Consider the following 16,050-nt stretch of genomic DNA (forward strand, 5'->3'; position numbering starts at 1 on the left):
TCGAGCGACTACCCGATGGGTCGATACCACATCGCCCGCTTGGCTGGGCATCATAGCAACCCAACACCAACGAACAGCAGCGAACGACTAGTGGAAAACACCAATGCACGAATATCTTCTTTATCAGCAATAATGCGGTATCTTCTAGATCGATAATTTTCTTTTTCTGCCCATGCAGTTATCTCTCGAGCAGGTTAGCAAGAGCGTTGGCGCGGAGGTCTACCTATACCCCGTGAGCCTGAACCTGGTGCCCTCGGCGGTGACGGTGCTGTTGGGTGCCACACGGGCGGGCAAAACCACGCTGATGCGCGTCATGGCCGGACTGGATGCGCCTACGCATGGACGAGTAAAGGTGGACGGTCGGGATGTAACCGGGCTCAGTGTGCGCCAGCGCAACGTGGCGATGGTCTACCAACAATTCATCAACTACCCCTCGATGACCGTGTTCGACAACATCGCTTCGCCGCTGAGGCTGCGCGGCGAGAAGGAAATCGAGGCTCGCGTGCAGGCCCTGGCTGCGAAGCTGCACATCGAGCCCTTCCTGCAGCGATTGCCGGCCGAACTCTCGGGCGGCCAGCAGCAGCGCGTCGCCCTGGCCCGTGCGCTGGCCAAGCAGGCGCCGCTGATGCTGCTGGACGAGCCGCTGGTGAACCTCGACTACAAGCTGCGCGAGGAGCTGCGCGAGGAGCTCACCCAGCTCTTTGCCACGGGCGATTCCACGGTGGTGTACGCCACCACCGAGCCCACCGAGGCCCTGCTGCTGGGCGGCTACACCGCCGTGATGGATGCGGGCGAGCTGCTGCAGTACGGGCCCACGGCCGAGGTCTTCCACCGCCCGCAGTCCATCCGTGTGGCGCGCGCCTTCAGCGACCCGCCGATGAACCTGCTGCCGGGCGAGGCCGCGACGCTGGGCGTGCAGTTGCCGGGCAATGTGCAGGTGGGTGTGCCGCTGCCCTCGAACGGCTCGCGCAGTGTGACCCTGGGCGTGCGCGCCAGCGCCTTGCGCGTGCAGCGCCGAGACGGGGATGTGGCCCTGCCCGGCACGGTGGAACTCGCCGAGATCTCGGGCAGCGACACCTTCGTGCACGTGGACACGCCCGTGGGCGAGGTGGTGGCCCAGCTCCCCGGCGTGCACTACTACGACCTGGGCGCCTCGATCACGCTCTACCTGCACCCCTCGCAGGTCTATGTCTTCAACGAGGCCGGCGTGCTGCTCGTGGCGCCCGAACACCCGACCCGGAGGGATGCCTGATGGCCCGCATCGATCTCGACCTGGCGCATGCCTACAAGCCCCACCCGACCCAGGACAGCGACTACGCGCTGCTGCCGCTGAAGATGAGCTTTCGCGACGGCGGTGCCTACGCGTTGCTGGGCCCCTCGGGCTGCGGCAAGACCACCATGCTCAACATCATCTCGGGCCTGGTCACGCCCTCACAGGGCACCGTGATGTTCGACGGACGGGATGTCACCCGCCAAAGCCCGCAGGAGCGCAACATCGCCCAGGTTTTCCAGTTCCCGGTCATCTACGACACGATGACCGTGGCCGAGAACCTGGCGTTCCCCTTGCGCAACCGTGGCATCAGCCCCGATCGGATCCGGCAGCGTGTGGGCGTGATTGCCGAGATGCTCGAGATGAGCGGCCAGCTCCACCAGCGTGCAGCGAACCTCAGCGCCGACGCCAAGCAGAAGATCTCGCTGGGCCGTGGCCTGGTGCGCGAGGATGTCTCGGCCGTGCTCTTCGACGAGCCCCTCACGGTGATCGATCCGCACCTGAAGTGGCAACTGCGGCGCAAGCTCAAGCAGATCCACCACGAGCTCAGGCTCACGCTGATCTACGTGACCCACGACCAGGTCGAGGCGCTGACCTTCGCCGACGAGGTGGTGGTGATGACGCGCGGCCGCGCCGTGCAGGTGGGCACCGCCGACCAGCTCTTCGAACGGCCCCGGCACACCTTCGTCGGGCACTTCATCGGCTCGCCGGGCATGAACTTCCTGCAGGCCCGCTATGCCGATGGGCATTTGCTGGTGGGCGATTGCCGGCTCGCGCTCCCCCGGGACAAGGCCGAGGCCCTGCGCCAGGCCGGTGAGTTCGTGCTCGGGGTGCGACCGGAATATGTGGAGCCCGCCCCCGAGGGCCACCCCGAGGCCGTGGCGGTGCGCATCGAGCAGGTGCAGGACATTGGCACCTACTGGATGCTCACGAGCCGGGTGGGCCAGACCGTCCTGAGGGCGCGGCTGAGCCCCGAGGCCCGGGTGCCTGAGCCTGGGCAGACAATGTGGCTGCGCCTGGTGGGACCGCACACCTGCTACTACAAGAACGAGGAGTTGCTGGCATGAACGACGAGCTCAAGCCGGTCAATCAGAAGGCCTGGCTGCTGGTGCTGCCGGTCTTCATCTGCGTGGCCTTCTCGGCCATCCTGCCGCTCATGACGGTGGTGAACTACTCGGTGCAGGACATCATCTCGCCCGAGCGGCGCGTCTTCGTAGGCACCGAGTGGTTCGCGATGGTGATGCGCGACGAGGAGCTGCACGGCGCGCTGCTGCGCCAGCTCGGCTTCTCACTGGCCGTGCTGGCGGTCGAGATCCCGCTGGGCATCGGGCTTGCGCTGTCCATGCCGGCGCAGGGCTGGAAGGCCTCGGCCGTGCTGGTCATCGTGGCGCTATCGCTACTCATCCCCTGGAACGTGGTCGGCACGATTTGGCAGATCTACGGCCGCACCGACATCGGTCTGCTGGGTGCGGCGCTGCAGTGGCTGGGCTTCGACTACAACTACACGGGCGATGCCACCGATGCCTGGCTGACCGTGCTGGTGATGGACGTGTGGCACTGGACGCCGCTAGTAGCGCTGCTGTGCTATGCCGGCCTGCGCAGCATCCCGGATGCTTACTACCAGGCCGCCCGCATCGACGGGGCGAGCAAGTTCGCCGTCTTCCGCTACATCCAGCTCCCCAAGCTGCGCGGCGTGCTGATGATCGCGGTGCTGCTGCGCTTCATGGACAGCTTTATGATCTACACCGAGCCTTTCGTGCTCACCGGCGGCGGTCCGGGCAACGCCACCACCTTCCTGTCGCAGTACCTCACCCAGAAGGCCGTGGGGCAGTTCGACCTCGGTCCGGCAGCGGCCTTCTCGCTGATCTACTTCCTCATCATCCTGCTGCTGTGCTTCATCCTCTACAACTGGATGCAGCGCGTGGGCACCACGCCGAAGGAGGGCGGGCAATGAACCCGACCGGACGTTTCCAGAAGCGAACGCTCTTCCTGATCGCGTACCTGGTCTTTGCCATCCTGCCCATCTACTGGATGGTCAACATGAGCTTCAAGACCAACAACGAGATCTTGTCCAGCTTCACCTTCTGGCCGCAGGACTTCACCTGGGACAACTACCGCACGATCTTCACCGACCCGTCGTGGTATTCGGGCTACATCAACAGCCTCATCTACGTGGCGATCAACACGGTGATCTCGGTCACCGTGGCGCTGCCGGCGGCCTATGCCTTCTCGCGCTACCGCTTCCTGGGCGACAAGCATGTCTTCTTCTGGCTGCTGACCAACCGGATGACGCCGCCAGCGGTGTTCCTGCTGCCCTTCTTCCAGCTCTACACGACCTTGGGGCTGATGGACACCCACTGGGCGGTGGCCTTGGCGCACCTGGTGTTCAACGTGCCGCTGGCCGTGTGGATCTTGGAGGGCTTCATGAGCGGCGTGCCGCGGGAGATCGACGAGACGGCTTACATCGACGGCTACAGCTTCCCGCGCTTTTTCCTCACGATCTTCCTGCCGCTCATCAAGGCCGGGGTGGGCGTGGCGGCCTTCTTCTGCTTCATGTTCAGTTGGGTGGAGCTGCTGCTGGCACGCACGCTGACCAGCGTGAACGCCAAGCCCATCGTGGCCACGATGACGCGCACCGTCAGCGCCTCGGGCATGGACTGGGCCGTGCTGGCTGCTGCCGGGGTGCTCACCATCGTGCCCGGGGCCATCGTGATCTGGTTCGTGCGCCACTACATCGCCAAGGGCTTTGCCATGGGGAGGGTGTGAGATGTTTGCCTGGATGGTCTGGACCACCCCGGTGGCCGTGTTCTTCATCTGCATCGTGCTGATGCTGATCGGCATGACGATCTGGGAGCTCAAGTCGCCCACGGTCATGCGCAAGGGCTTCCTGCCGATCCCCACCACACGCGGGGACCGGCTGTTCATCGGATTACTGTGCGCCGCCTACGTGAACCTGGCCTGGGTGGGGTTGGGGGAGAGCTTCGTCGAGTGGTTCTCGCTCGACGAGCCGCCCTCCGTGTGGATCAGTTTCGTGATGTCGATGGCCCTGCTCGTGCTGATCATGCGCAAGGGCTGAGGCGTCGCCTGTTTTTGCGGATCCGGCCCGCCTCGCCCCCCGGGCCGGGACCCTGACGAACGAGGGGCACGCTCATGAGGAGACCCGAGATGAAACTGCATTTGAAGGCGATCTCATTCGCCGCGATGGCCTTGACGATCGGCCAGGCCGCCTGGGCCGGCGAGGCCGAGGCCAAACGCTGGATTGACACCGAGTTCCAGCCGTCCACGCTGAACAAGGATCAGCAGATGGCCGAGATGAAATGGTTCATCGAAGCGGCCAAGAAGCTGCAGGCCAGGGGGGTGAAGGAGATCTCGGTGGTGTCCGAGACGATCACCACCCACGAGTACGAATCCAAGACGCTCGCCAAGGCCTTCGAAGAGATCACCGGCATCAAGGTCAAGCACGACCTGATCCAGGAAGGCGACGTGGTCGAGAAGCTGCAGACCTCGATGCAGTCGGGCAAGTCCATCTACGACGGCTGGATCTCCGACTCCGACCTGATCGGCACGCACTACCGCTACGGCAAGATCCTGCCGCTGACCGACTACATGAACGGCGCGGGCAAGGAGTTCACCAACCCGGGACTGGATCTCAAGGACTTCATCGGCATCAAGTTCACCACCGCGCCGGACGGCAAGCTCTACCAGTTGCCCGACCAGCAGTTCGCCAACCTCTACTGGTTCCGCGCCGACCTCTTCGAGCGCAAGGACCTGAAGGACAGGTTCAAGGCCAAGTACGGCTACGAGCTCGGCGTGCCACTCAACTGGAGCGCCTACGAGGACATCGCCGACTTCTTCACCAACGACGTGAAGCAGATCGACGGCAAGCCGATCTACGGCCACATGGACTACGGCAAGAAGGACCCGTCGCTCGGCTGGCGCTTCACCGACGCGTGGCTCTCGATGGCCGGCGCCGCCGACCGCGGCATCCCCAACGGCATGCCGGTGGATGAATGGGGCATCCGCGTCGCCGAGGACAAATGCACGCCGGTCGGCGCTTCGGTGGCCCGCGGCGGCGCCACCAACTCGCCGGCAGCCGTCTACGCACTCACCAAGTACGTGGACTGGATGAAGAAGTACGCCCCGAAGGAAGCCACCGGCATGACCTTCAGCGAGGCCGGCCCGGTGCCGGCTCAGGGCCAGATCGCGCAGCAGATCTTCTGGTACACGGCGTTCACCGCCGACATGACCAAGCCGGGGCTGCCGGTCGTGAACCCCGACGGCACGCCGAAGTGGCGCATGGCCCCGTCGCCCTACGGCCCGTACTGGAAGGACGGCATGCAAAACGGCTACCAGGACGTCGGTTCATGGACCTTCTTCCAAGGCCATGATCCGAACCGCTTGGCCGCCGCCTGGCTGTACGCGCAGTTCGTGACCAGCAAGACCGTGTCGCTGAAGAAGTCCATCGTGGGCCTGACCTTCATCCGCGACAGCGACATCCACCACGACTACTTCACGAAGAACGCGGCCAAGTACGGTGGCCTGATCGAGTTCTACCGCAGCCCGGCGCGGGTGGCCTGGACGCCGACCGGCACCAACGTGCCCGACTACCCCAAGCTTGCACAACTGTGGTGGAAGAACGTGGCGGTGGCCGTGACGGGCGAGAAGACCCCGCAGCAGGCCATGGACAACCTGGCCGAGGAGATGGACCAGGTGCTGGCCCGCCTGGAGCGTGCCGGCATGGCACGCTGTGCGCCTAAGCTCAACAAGAAGGAGGATCCGAAGAAGTGGCTGAGCGACAAGGGGGCTCCGTGGGCCAAGCTGGCCAACGAGAAGCCCAAGGGTGAAACCATCGAGTACGAGAAGCTGCTCGCCGCCTGGCGCGCCGGCCGCGTCCGATAAATATTTTTACATTCAAACTCGTTTTCTTCTCGTGCCCCCAAAGGGCACGGTGAAGATTTTTTCACCATGACCCGCACACAACGACTCCAAACGCTGCTCGAACGGCCCGTGTACGACCTCATCGTCATCGGCGGCGGGGCCACGGGCCTCGGCGTCGCGCTCGATGCAGCGTTGCGCGGCTTTCGCGTGGCGCTGTTGGAGTCGCACGACTTTGCCAGCGGCACCTCGTCGCGCTCGACCAAGCTGCTGCACGGAGGGGTGCGCTACTTGGCACAGGGCGACCTTCGCCTGGTGCGCGAGGCGTTGACCGAGCGCGCCACCGTGTTGCGCAACGCCCCGCACCTGGCACACGCGCTGCCGTTCGTCATGCCCGCTTACCGATGGTGGCAGGTGCCGTTCTACGGCATGGGGCTCAAAATCTATGACCGGCTGGCGGGTCGCGCCAGCCTCGGGCGCACCGAGTGGCTCTCGCGCGACGAGACCCTGGCCGCGCTGCCGGGCATTCGCGCCAGCGGCCTGGCGGGAGGCGTGCGGTACTGGGACGCGCAGTTCGACGACGCCCGGCTTGCGCTGGCGCTGGCGCGCAGTGCCGAAGCGGTCGGCGCCGTGGTGGTCAATTACACCCCCGCGGGTCAGATTCGGCGCGACGCAGGCCGCGAAACGGCACCCTTCGAGGTGACGCTACTCGACGCCCGCAGCGGCACACCCCACCAGGTCTACGCACGCTGCGTTGTCAACGCCACCGGGGTGTGGGTTGATCAAGTGCGCGCCAGCGCGGCCGAAGGCGCGCGCGTGGAGCGCATGGTGACCCCGAGCCAAGGTGTACACGTGGTGGTCGACCGCACGCACCTGCCGGGCGAACAAGCGCTGCTGATCCCACGCACGCGCGATGAGCGCGTGCTGTTCGCGGTACCGTGGTTGGGCAAGCTCATTCTGGGCACCACCGACACGCCACGCGAGGATCTGCCGCGCGAGCCCGAGGCGTTCGATCACGAGCTGGCGTTCATCTTGAACGAGGCCAGCCAGGTATTGGGGCGCCCGGTTGGACCGGCGGATATCCGCAGTGTGTGGGTGGGGCTGCGTCCACTCGTCGCGCCGCCGTCGAGCGGGCCACGCGACACCAAAACGCTCTCACGTGAGCACACCATCGTCACCGACCCCAACGGCCTGGTAAGCGTGACCGGCGGCAAATGGACCACCTACCGGGTCATGGCGCAGGATGTGCTGGCGCACTGCTTTGAACACGGGCTGCTGCCCCTGCGCCCCGGCGGCCTCACCGAAGATCACCGTCTGTGCGGCGCCCCCGACCCCAACGTTGCTGCCGTGCCGCTGCATGCACCGCCGGGCTTGCACCTCTACGGCACCGAGGCCGCGCGCGTGCGGCAGCTCCCGGGTGCCGACCGGGTGCTCGGCTTGGGACTGACCGAAGCCATGGTGCGCCACGCGGTACGGCACGAGTACGCGCAAACGGTCGAAGACGTGCTCGCGCGCCGCTGGCGCGCCCTATTCCTGGACGCTGCCCAGGCCGCCGCCATGGCACCGGCCGTCGCCGCCATCTTGCGCGAGGAAGGCATCGCGGACCCCGAAATGGAGGCATTCATCCAGCTCTGCCACGCCTACCTCCCCGCACTGCACACCGGGGACAAGCGCGCGCAAACACGCCACACCGCTCAACCCTCGATCTGAATATGGCGCCGGCGTGCCAGACCCCGCCCGGGCGACTGCTGCGTCTATTGCTCGTACGGAACCTCGCCCTGCCCGCCGGTACAGGCAAGCGGGCGCACCGGGTGCTGCGGCGGCTGATGCGTGCCCGTATGGGGAAGCGGCTCGCCCCCTTTCAGCGCATTACACATCGATATTGACCGCACGCAGCGCATTGGCTTCGATGAAAGCGCGGCGCGGCTCGACCTCGTCGCCCATCAGCATCGAAAACACCTTGTCGGCTTCGATCGCGTCCTCGATGCGCACCTGCAGCAGGCGGCGCACCGCTGGGTCCATGGTCGTCTCCCACAGCTGCTCGGGGTTCATCTCGCCCAAGCCCTTGTAGCGCTGGCGGGTGGTGGTGCGCTCGGCTTCGGCCAGCAGCCAGCGCATCGCGGCGCGAAAGCTCTCCACCGGCATCTCACGCGTTCGCTCGCCTTCGCCGCGCACCACTTTGGCACCCTCGCCCAGCAGGCCCTGGAAGGTGCGCGCGGCCTCGGCCAACACAGCGTAGTCGGCCCCATGCACGAAGTCCTGCGTGATGACGCTGGCGCGCACGTTGCCATGGTGGCGGCGGCTGATGCGCAGCAGCGGCTTGTCGGCGCGCACGTCGAACTCGGCGCTCACCTCGGCAGGAACGGCCGCGCCGTCGCCCGCGCGCAGGGCCACCTGCAGCGCCGCGGCACTGGCCGCGGCGGCCTCCATGTCGTCCAGATTCAGGGCAACGCCATCGGCGATGGCGCGCAGTGCCTGCGCGTCCATGAACGCCGACAGGCGCGCGATCACACCCTCGGCCATCTGGTGCAGGCGCGCAAGCTCCGCCAGCGTATCGCCGCTGAGCACGGCCCCGTCGGGGCCGCCCGTGTGCAGCCGCGCGTCCTTGAGGGCGATGCGCAGCAGGAAGGCCTCCAGCGCCGCGTCGTCCTTCAGGTACAGCTCCTCTTTGCCCGCCTTGACCTTGTACAACGGCGGCTGCGCGATGTAGATGTGGCCGCGCTCGACCAACTCGGGCATCTGGCGATAGAAAAACGTCAGCAGCAGGGTACGGATATGCGCGCCGTCCACGTCCGCGTCGGTCATGATGATGATGCGGTGGTAGCGCAGCTTGCCGATGTCGAAGTCGTCGGCGCCGTTCTTGCCCTTGGCGCCGTCGTCCTCACTGGCACGACCGATGCCGGTGCCCAGCGCCGTGATCAGGGTGAGGATTTCGTTGCTGGAGAGCAGCTTTTCGTAACGCGCTTTCTCGACGTTGAGGATCTTGCCGCGCAGCGGCAGGATGGCCTGAAACTTGCGATCGCGCCCCTGCTTGGCGCTGCCGCCGGCCGAGTCGCCCTCGACGATATAAATCTCGGACAGCGCGGGGTCTTTCTCCTGGCAGTCGGCCAGCTTGCCGGGCAGTCCCAGTCCGTCGAGCACACCCTTGCGGCGCGTCATCTCGCGCGCCTTGCGCGCCGCCTCCCGCGCGCGCGCGGCCTCCACGATCTTGCCGCAAATGATCTTGGCATCGTTGGGGCGTTCTTCCAAGTACTCCGTCAGCGCTTTGGCCACGATGTCTTCCACCGGCGCGCGCACCTCGGACGACACCAGCTTGTCCTTGGTCTGGCTGCTGAACTTGGGCTCGGGCACCTTGACCGACAGCACGCAGCACAGCCCCTCGCGCATGTCGTCGCCCGTGACCTCGACCTTGGCCTTTTTGGCCAGTTCGTTTTGCTCGATGTACTTGCCAATCACGCGCGTCATCGCCGCACGCAACCCGGTCAGGTGCGTGCCGCCGTCACGCTGCGGGATGTTGTTGGTAAAGCACAGCACCTGCTCGCTGTAGCCATCATTCCACTGCATGGCCACCTCGACGCCGATTTCGGTGCCCGGGATGCCGCCATAGCTCTCGGCCGGGCGCGACCCCGTGGCGTGGAACACCGTCGGGTGCAGCACCTTTTTGCCCGCGTTGATGAACTCGACGAAGCCGCGCACACCGCCCGCGCCCGAAAAGTCGTCCGACTTGCCCGTGCGCTCGTCGATCAAGCGGATGCGCACGCCATTGTTCAAAAAGCTCAGCTCGCGCAGCCGCTTGGACAGGATTTCGTAGTGGAAGTCGTGGTTTTCCCGAAAGATCTCGGTGTCGGGCAAAAAATGCACCTCGGTGCCGCGCTTGTCGGTGGCACCGATGACACGCATCGGCGAGACCTCGACCGCCTGCCCGTCGGGGCCAACCTGGGTCTCGACCAGGCGGTTTTGCACCACGCCGCGCGCAAACTCCAGCAGGTGCACTTTGCCGTCGCGGCGCACGGTCAAGCGCAGCCAGCGCGACAGCGCGTTGACGCAGCTCACCCCCACCCCGTGCAGACCGCCGGAGACCTTGTAGCTGTTCTGGTTGAACTTGCCGCCGGCGTGCAGCTCGGTCAGGGCGATCTCGGCCGCGCTGCGCTTGGGCTCGTGCTTGTCGTCCCACTTGATGCCGGTGGGGATGCCGCGCCCGTTGTCCACCACGCTGATCGAATTGTCGGTGTGGATGGTGACGACAATGTCGTCGCAGTGGCCGGCCAGCGCCTCGTCGATGGAGTTGTCCACCACCTCGAACACCAGGTGGTGCAGGCCGGTGCCGTCGGAGGTGTCACCGATGTACATGCCGGGGCGCTTGCGCACCGCCTCCAGGCCTTCGAGGATCTGGATGGCGTCGGCGCCGTAGCCCGTGCCGGGCGCTTGAGGGGTCTGGGATTCGCTCATGGAGACTTTCAGATGCGCATCGGCATGACGACGTACTTGAAGCGGTCGTCGTCGGGGATCGTGACCAGGGCCGAGGAGTTGCCGTCCTGCAGCTCGATGCGCACCAGGTCCTGCCCCATGTTGGCCAACGCCTCGATCAGGTAGCTGACGTTGAAGCCGATGTCGATGACGTCGCCGCTGTACTCGATGTCCAGCTCGTCGACCGCCTCCTCCTGATCGGCGTTGTTGGCCGCCACCTGCAGCAGCCCGGGCTCCAGGTGCAGGCGCACGCCCTTGAATTTGTCGCTGGTCATGATGGCGGCGCGCTGCAGGCTGGCCAGCAGCGGCGCGCGGCCCAGCACGACCACGTTGCGGTGCGCGCGCGGGATGACGCGGTTGTAGTCGGGGAACTTGCCCTCCACCAGTTTGGTGACGAACTCCAGTCCACCAAAAGCAAACTTCGCCTGGTTGGCCGCAAAGCGCATCTCGATCGCGCCATCCTGGTCCGACAGCAGCCGCTGCAACTCCAGCACGGTTTTGCGCGGCAGGATGACCTCCTGCCGCGTCGGCACGTCCACGTCCAACTCGGCGCTGGTCAGCGCCAGCCGGTGTCCGTCGGTAGCCACCAGCGTCAATTGCCGCCCCTCGGCGACGAACAAAATGCCGTTGAGGTAGTAGCGGATGTCTTGCACCGCCATCGCAAACGACACTTGCTCCAGCAGCGCCTTGAGCACTTTTTGCGGCACCGAGAACGCCGGCCCATAGGTGGGTGACTCCTGTACCAGCGGAAAGTCCTCGGCCGGCAGCGTCTGCAGGGTAAAACGGCTCTTGCCAGCCCTGAGCAACAGGCGCCCACTGGCCGACTCCAGCGTGACCTTCTGGTCGGCGGGCAACGTGCGCAAGATATCGATCAGCTTGCGCGCGCCCACGGTGGTGGCAAATGGCGCGTCATCGCCGCCCAGCTCGGCGGTGACGCGGATCTGGATCTCCAGATCCGACGTGGTGAGCTGCGTCGCCACCCCCGCGCGCTGGATGAGCACGTTGGCGAGCACGGGCAGGGTGTGACGGCGCTCGACGATGCCAGCCACGGCCTGCAGGGCCGCGAGCAGCCGTTCCTGGGTCGCTTGCAAGACGATCATGCGTATCAGCCTTTCAGGGTCTGCTCCAACACGTGGAGTTGCTGGTTGAGTTCGGGCTGGGTCTGGCGCTCGGCGGCGATCTTGCGCACCGCGTGCAGCACCGTGGTGTGGTCACGTCCACCGAAGAGCTCGCCGATCTCGGGCAGGCTCTTTTGTGTGAGCTCCTTGGCCAGATACATGGCGATCTGGCGCGGCCGCGCAATGTTGGCGGGACGCTTTTTGGAGTACATGTCGGCGACCTTGATCTTGTAGAAGTCGGCCACCGTCTTTTGGATGTTCTCGACGCTGATCTGGCGGTTTTGGATGCTCAGCAAATCCTTGAGCGCCTCGCGCGCCAGCGCAATCGAAATTTCCTTGTGGTTGAAGCGCGAATAGGCCAGGATCTTGCGCAGCGCACCCTCGAGCTCGCGCACATTGGAGCGCACGTTCTTGGCGACGAAAAACGCCACGTCCTCCGGCAGTGCGACGCCTTCGGCCTGCGCCTTGCTGATCAGGATCGCCACGCGCATCTCCAGCTCCGGCGGCTCGATGGCCACCGTCAGCCCCGAGTCGAAGCGAGAGACCAGTCGCTCGTGGATGTCCGTCAACCCTTTGGGGTAGGTGTCGCTGGTCATCACGATGTGGCTCTTCTTCGCCAGCAGCGCCTCGAAGGCGTTGAAAAACTCCTCCTGTGTGCGGTCTTTGTTGGCGAAGAACTGCACATCGTCGATCAGCAGCAGGTCCAGGCTGTGGTAGCGCTGCTTGAAGGCGTCGAACGTCTTGCGCTGGTAGGACTTGACCACGTCCGAGACGAACTGCTCGGCGTGGATATAGAGCACCTTGGCCTCGGGCCGCTCGGCCAGCAACTGGTTGCCGATGGCGTGCACCAAGTGCGTCTTGCCCAGGCCCACACCGCCGTAGATGAACAGCGGGTTGTAGAGCTGGCCCGGGCTGGCGGCCACGTGCATGGCCGCGGCGCGCGCCATGCGGTTGGCCGACCCCTCCACCAGCGTCGCAAACGTCAGCGCCGGGTTGAGCCGGTGCCCTGGATCGGGCGGCGCGGGCTCGGTGGCCGGCTCGGGTGGCAGCTCGGGCAGCGCCGCGTCCGTGCGGGTGACACTGGCGGCGGCCGCCCCGCCGTGGCGGGCGGGCGCTGCGGGCGCACGCACCACCGTCGGCCCCTCGCGCGGCGCCAAAACCAGCTCGACCGCGACCGGATGCCCCGCGATCGCCTGCAGCGCGGCGCCGATCTTGCCCACATACTGGGCGCGCACCCAATCCATCTTGAAGCGGTTGGCCACCGCCAGCGTGACGCGCGCGCCATCGTCAGACACCCGTGCGACCAAGGGTCGAATCCAGGTGTTGACCTGTTGCACGGGCAGCTCCTGGCTGAGCCGCTCGACGCACGCCGTCCACAAGTCGGGCGCGGCGCAGGCAGCCGCCCGCGGGGCGGCGGCGTTCGCATCGGTGAGGGAACGCGGTGAGCTCATGGGTGCCAGACAAAGCCCCCATTGTAGCCGTCCGCGGCCAGTTATCCACACGCCAGCGCCGGGCCTGGTGCCCGCCTGTGCACGGCCAAGCCCACACCCCCGATCGCCGATCCGCCTGGCGGCCATTGGCAATCCAGCCGGTTTTTGCCATAATTTAGGGTTTTGTCGAGCCAGTTGGCTTGTCGGACTACTTTTGGGCCCGTCACCATGAAACGCACCTATCAACCCTCCAAAATCCGTCGCGCACGTACCCATGGCTTTCTGGTTCGCATGAAGACCCGTGGCGGCCGTGCCGTCATCAACGCGCGCCGCGCCAAGGGTCGCAAGCGCCTGGCCGTCTGACGCGATCGGCACGCCGGTGCCCGCATCACCCGTGCCGATGACGCCACGGGGCTTGCCGACGCAGCGCATTCGGCGGCGCGCCCAGTTTCAGGCCGTGCTCGGCACCCCAGCCGTGGTGCAGTCCGCGCACTTCGCGCTGCACGGCGTGCCCACCGCCGGGTTGGCGGACGCGCACGGAAGACCGCTCTTCCCGGGCGAATCGGCATGGCTGGGCGTCGTCATCCCAAAGCGCTGGGCGCGGCGCGCGGTCACGCGCAACGCCCTCAAGCGTCAAGTGGTCGCCGCCGAGCGCGAACTGCCGCTGCCGCCGGGGGCCTGGGTGGTGCGACTCAAACGCGCGTTTGCCCCCACCGACTTCCCCAGCGCGACGTCGGCGGCGCTGCGCCGTGCGGCGCGGCTGGAGCTTCGACAACTGCTCGGCCCACGCCTGCGCCAGCGGCTCGCGGCGCTCGGCCACGCCTCGGCACCCCGTTCATGACGACTCGGCCCACGTCTGCCCGTCCAACCGCTGCGTGGCGGCGCGTGCTGCAGGGCTGCGCGGCGCTGCCGCAGCGCGTGCTCGTCGGGCTCGTGCTAGGCTATCGGCTGTTGCTCAGTCCCTGGCTGGGCTCGAGCTGCCGCTTCACGCCCAGCTGCTCGGCCTATGCGTTGGAGGCGCTGCAGCGCCACGGTGCTGCAGCCGGCAGCTATTTGGCGGCGCGCCGCTTGCTGCGCTGTCACCCCTGGTGCGCGGGTGGGCACGATCCGGTACCGGATGCCCGCCCCCGTTTGTTCGGTTTTCTTCGACACCCCCCTGCCTCATGAGCGACATTCGGCGATCCATCCTGTGGGTGATTTTTGGTTTCTCGATGATTCTGCTGTGGGACCGCTGGCAGATCTACAACGGGCAGCCCGCCACGTTCTTCCCCGGCAGCCAGCCGACCGCCACGGCACGCCCTGCGCAGCCCCCCACCGACACGGGGGTACCCACCCCAACCGCTACCGCCGCCCCCACCGATGGTCCGGCGGCCGTGGCCGCACCGGCACCCATCCCGCGTGAGCGCCACACGGTGCGCACCGACGTCTTCGAGCTGACCATCGACAGCGAAGGCGCCTCGCTGGTGGGCGCACGGCTGCTGCGCCACGCCACCGAAACGGGGCGCGCGCTGCAAAAATCCTTCACCCCGCTGACGCTGCTCACGACCGAGGGTGGCCGCACCTACGTGGCGCAGACCGGACTGGTGGGGCAGGCGGGCCTGCCCACGCACAAGACGCCGATGCGGCTGGTCGAGCCGTCGCCTGACGCGCTGGCGCTGGCCGACGGACAAGACCGGCTGGTGCTGCGCTTCGAGTCCGATCCTCATGGGGGCGTGGTGCTGGCCAAGACGTACACGCTGCAGCGCGGCAGCTACCTGATCGACGTGCAGCACGAAGTGCGCAACGTGGGTACGGCGCCGGCAGCCGTGCGCGTCTATCAACAACTGGTGCGCGACGGGCGCAAAGCGGACAGCGAAACGCCGTTCTACACCACCTTCACCGGCCCCGCGGTGTACAGCGACGCCGCGAAGTACCAAAAGGTCGAATTCGCCACCATCGACAAGGGCAAAATCGACATCCAGCGCCAGGCCAGCGATGGTTACGTGGCCATGGTGCAACACTACTTTTTCAGCGCATGGCTGCTGCCTGCGGGCACCGAGCGCGAAAACTTCGTGCGCAAAGTCGACGCCCTGTACGCCGTGGGCCAGATCGGGCCCACGCTGACGGTGCCCCCTGGCGCGGCGCAAACCCTCCCGGCGCAACTCTACGTCGGTCCGCAAGAGGAGAAAGTGCTCGAGCGCATTGCGCCAGGTCTGGAACTCGTCAAGGACTACGGCTGGCTGACCATACTGGCCAAACCGCTGTACTGGCTGCTGGAAAAAATCCACGGCCTGGTCGGCAACTGGGGCTGGGCCATCGTGCTGCTGGTGGTGCTGATCAAGGCGGCGTTTTATTGGCTCAACGCCAGCGCCTACCGCAGCATGGCCAAGATGAAGGCCATCAACCCGCGCATCATGGAGATGCGCGAGCGCCTCAAGGATAACCCGCAGCTCATGCAGCAAGAGATGATGCGGCTGTACCGCGAGGAAAAGGTCAACCCGCTGGGCGGCTGCTTGCCCATCCTGGTGCAGATCCCCGTCTTCATCGCGCTGTACTGGGTGCTGCTGGCCAGCGTGGAGATGCGCAACGCGCCCTGGGTGGGCTGGATCGTCGACTTGTCTTCGCCCGACCCGTACTACGTGCTGCCGCTGGTGATGACGCTGACCACCGTCATCCAAACCGCGCTCAACCCGCTGCCGCCAGATCCACTGCAAGCCAAGCTGATGTGGCTCATGCCGTTGGTATTCAGCGTGATGTTCTTCTTCTTCCCGGCCGGTCTGGTGTTGTACTGGATCGTCAACAACGTGCTGACCATCGCGCAACAGGCGTACATCAACCACCGCATGGGCGTGCCGCTGCGGCTGCACCTGCCCAACTTCAAGTCGGCCCAATAAACCGGGCGGCGCGCTCC

14 protein-coding genes and 1 pseudogene are annotated in these 16,050 nt (G+C 66.1%); 12 read left to right on the plus strand and 3 right to left on the minus strand.

Annotated elements, in window-relative coordinates:
• Positions 1-172 precede the first annotated feature (172 nt).
• The 8 genes and pseudogenes from ACPYIS_RS02170 to ACPYIS_RS02205 all read left to right on the plus strand — a co-directional run.
• Complete coding sequence (locus ACPYIS_RS02170; RefSeq protein WP_425973804.1) at positions 173-1,252, plus strand: ABC transporter ATP-binding protein; 1,080 nt, start codon at positions 173-175, stop codon at positions 1,250-1,252.
• Positions 1,252-2,337 (plus strand): ABC transporter ATP-binding protein, encoded by a 1,086-nt coding sequence (locus tag ACPYIS_RS02175; protein ID WP_425973805.1) that lies wholly within the window; start codon positions 1,252-1,254, stop codon positions 2,335-2,337. The genes ACPYIS_RS02170 and ACPYIS_RS02175 overlap by 1 nt, the downstream gene beginning before the upstream one ends.
• On the plus strand, positions 2,334-3,224 hold the full coding sequence (locus ACPYIS_RS02180; RefSeq protein WP_425973807.1) for a carbohydrate ABC transporter permease: 891 nt from the start codon (positions 2,334-2,336) through the stop codon (positions 3,222-3,224). Before ACPYIS_RS02175 ends, ACPYIS_RS02180 begins: the two co-directional genes overlap by 4 nt.
• On the plus strand, positions 3,221-4,036 hold the full coding sequence (locus ACPYIS_RS02185; RefSeq protein WP_104302116.1) for a carbohydrate ABC transporter permease: 816 nt from the start codon (positions 3,221-3,223) through the stop codon (positions 4,034-4,036). Before ACPYIS_RS02180 ends, ACPYIS_RS02185 begins: the two co-directional genes overlap by 4 nt.
• Before the next feature lies 1 nt (position 4,037).
• Positions 4,038-4,346 (plus strand): DUF2160 domain-containing protein, encoded by a 309-nt coding sequence (locus tag ACPYIS_RS02190; RefSeq protein ID WP_425973808.1) that lies wholly within the window; start codon positions 4,038-4,040, stop codon positions 4,344-4,346.
• Between the two features lie 89 nt (positions 4,347-4,435).
• Entirely contained in the window at positions 4,436-6,169 is a 1,734-nt protein-coding gene (locus ACPYIS_RS02195; protein WP_425973809.1) for an ABC transporter substrate-binding protein, read from the plus strand.
• A 66-nt stretch (positions 6,170-6,235) separates the two neighbouring features.
• Complete coding sequence (locus ACPYIS_RS02200) at positions 6,236-7,855, plus strand: FAD-dependent oxidoreductase (protein WP_425973812.1); 1,620 nt, start codon at positions 6,236-6,238, stop codon at positions 7,853-7,855.
• Between the two features lie 12 nt (positions 7,856-7,867).
• A pseudogene (locus tag ACPYIS_RS02205) lies at positions 7,868-7,972 on the plus strand (GDCCVxC domain-containing (seleno)protein); the annotation flags it as partial.
• A gap of 42 nt (positions 7,973-8,014) precedes the next feature.
• Here ACPYIS_RS02205 and gyrB read toward each other — a convergent pair.
• From gyrB to dnaA, 3 genes are read right to left on the minus strand one after another with little or no spacing between them, the layout of a single operon-like run.
• Positions 8,015-10,594: a DNA topoisomerase (ATP-hydrolyzing) subunit B gene (gene gyrB, locus ACPYIS_RS02210; RefSeq protein ID WP_424858604.1), complete on the minus strand. Its 2,580-nt coding sequence runs from the start codon at positions 10,592-10,594 to the stop codon at positions 8,015-8,017.
• A gap of 8 nt (positions 10,595-10,602) precedes the next feature.
• A complete protein-coding gene (dnaN, locus tag ACPYIS_RS02215) occupies positions 10,603-11,712 on the minus strand; it encodes a DNA polymerase III subunit beta (RefSeq protein ID WP_425973814.1) in 1,110 nt (369 codons plus the stop codon).
• A 5-nt stretch (positions 11,713-11,717) separates the two neighbouring features.
• Complete coding sequence (gene dnaA, locus ACPYIS_RS02220; protein WP_424858602.1) at positions 11,718-13,181, minus strand: chromosomal replication initiator protein DnaA; 1,464 nt, start codon at positions 13,179-13,181, stop codon at positions 11,718-11,720.
• Between the two features lie 207 nt (positions 13,182-13,388).
• On the opposite strand from dnaA, the gene rpmH reads away from it, so the two are divergent.
• The 4 genes from rpmH to yidC all read left to right on the plus strand — a co-directional run bounded on the left by rpmH (position 13,389) and on the right by yidC (position 16,033).
• The gene (rpmH, locus tag ACPYIS_RS02225) at positions 13,389-13,523 is read left to right on the plus strand and encodes a 50S ribosomal protein L34 (protein WP_006299042.1); all 135 of its coding nucleotides are present in this window, start codon (positions 13,389-13,391) and stop codon (positions 13,521-13,523) included.
• 37 nt (positions 13,524-13,560) lie between these two features.
• The gene (locus ACPYIS_RS02230; protein WP_424895152.1) at positions 13,561-14,001 is read left to right on the plus strand and encodes a ribonuclease P protein component; all 441 of its coding nucleotides are present in this window, start codon (positions 13,561-13,563) and stop codon (positions 13,999-14,001) included.
• A gap of 65 nt (positions 14,002-14,066) precedes the next feature.
• Positions 14,067-14,327, plus strand: coding sequence for a membrane protein insertion efficiency factor YidD (yidD, locus tag ACPYIS_RS02235; protein ID WP_299019149.1), 261 nt, complete (start codon positions 14,067-14,069; stop codon positions 14,325-14,327).
• Positions 14,324-16,033: a membrane protein insertase YidC gene (gene yidC, locus ACPYIS_RS02240; RefSeq protein WP_424895151.1), complete on the plus strand. Its 1,710-nt coding sequence runs from the start codon at positions 14,324-14,326 to the stop codon at positions 16,031-16,033. Before yidD ends, yidC begins: the two co-directional genes overlap by 4 nt.
• Positions 16,034-16,050: the final 17 nt, after the last annotated feature.

The organism is Tepidimonas sp. HKU78, from assembly GCF_049860815.1.
Taxonomy (GTDB): domain Bacteria; phylum Pseudomonadota; class Gammaproteobacteria; order Burkholderiales; family Burkholderiaceae_C; genus Tepidimonas.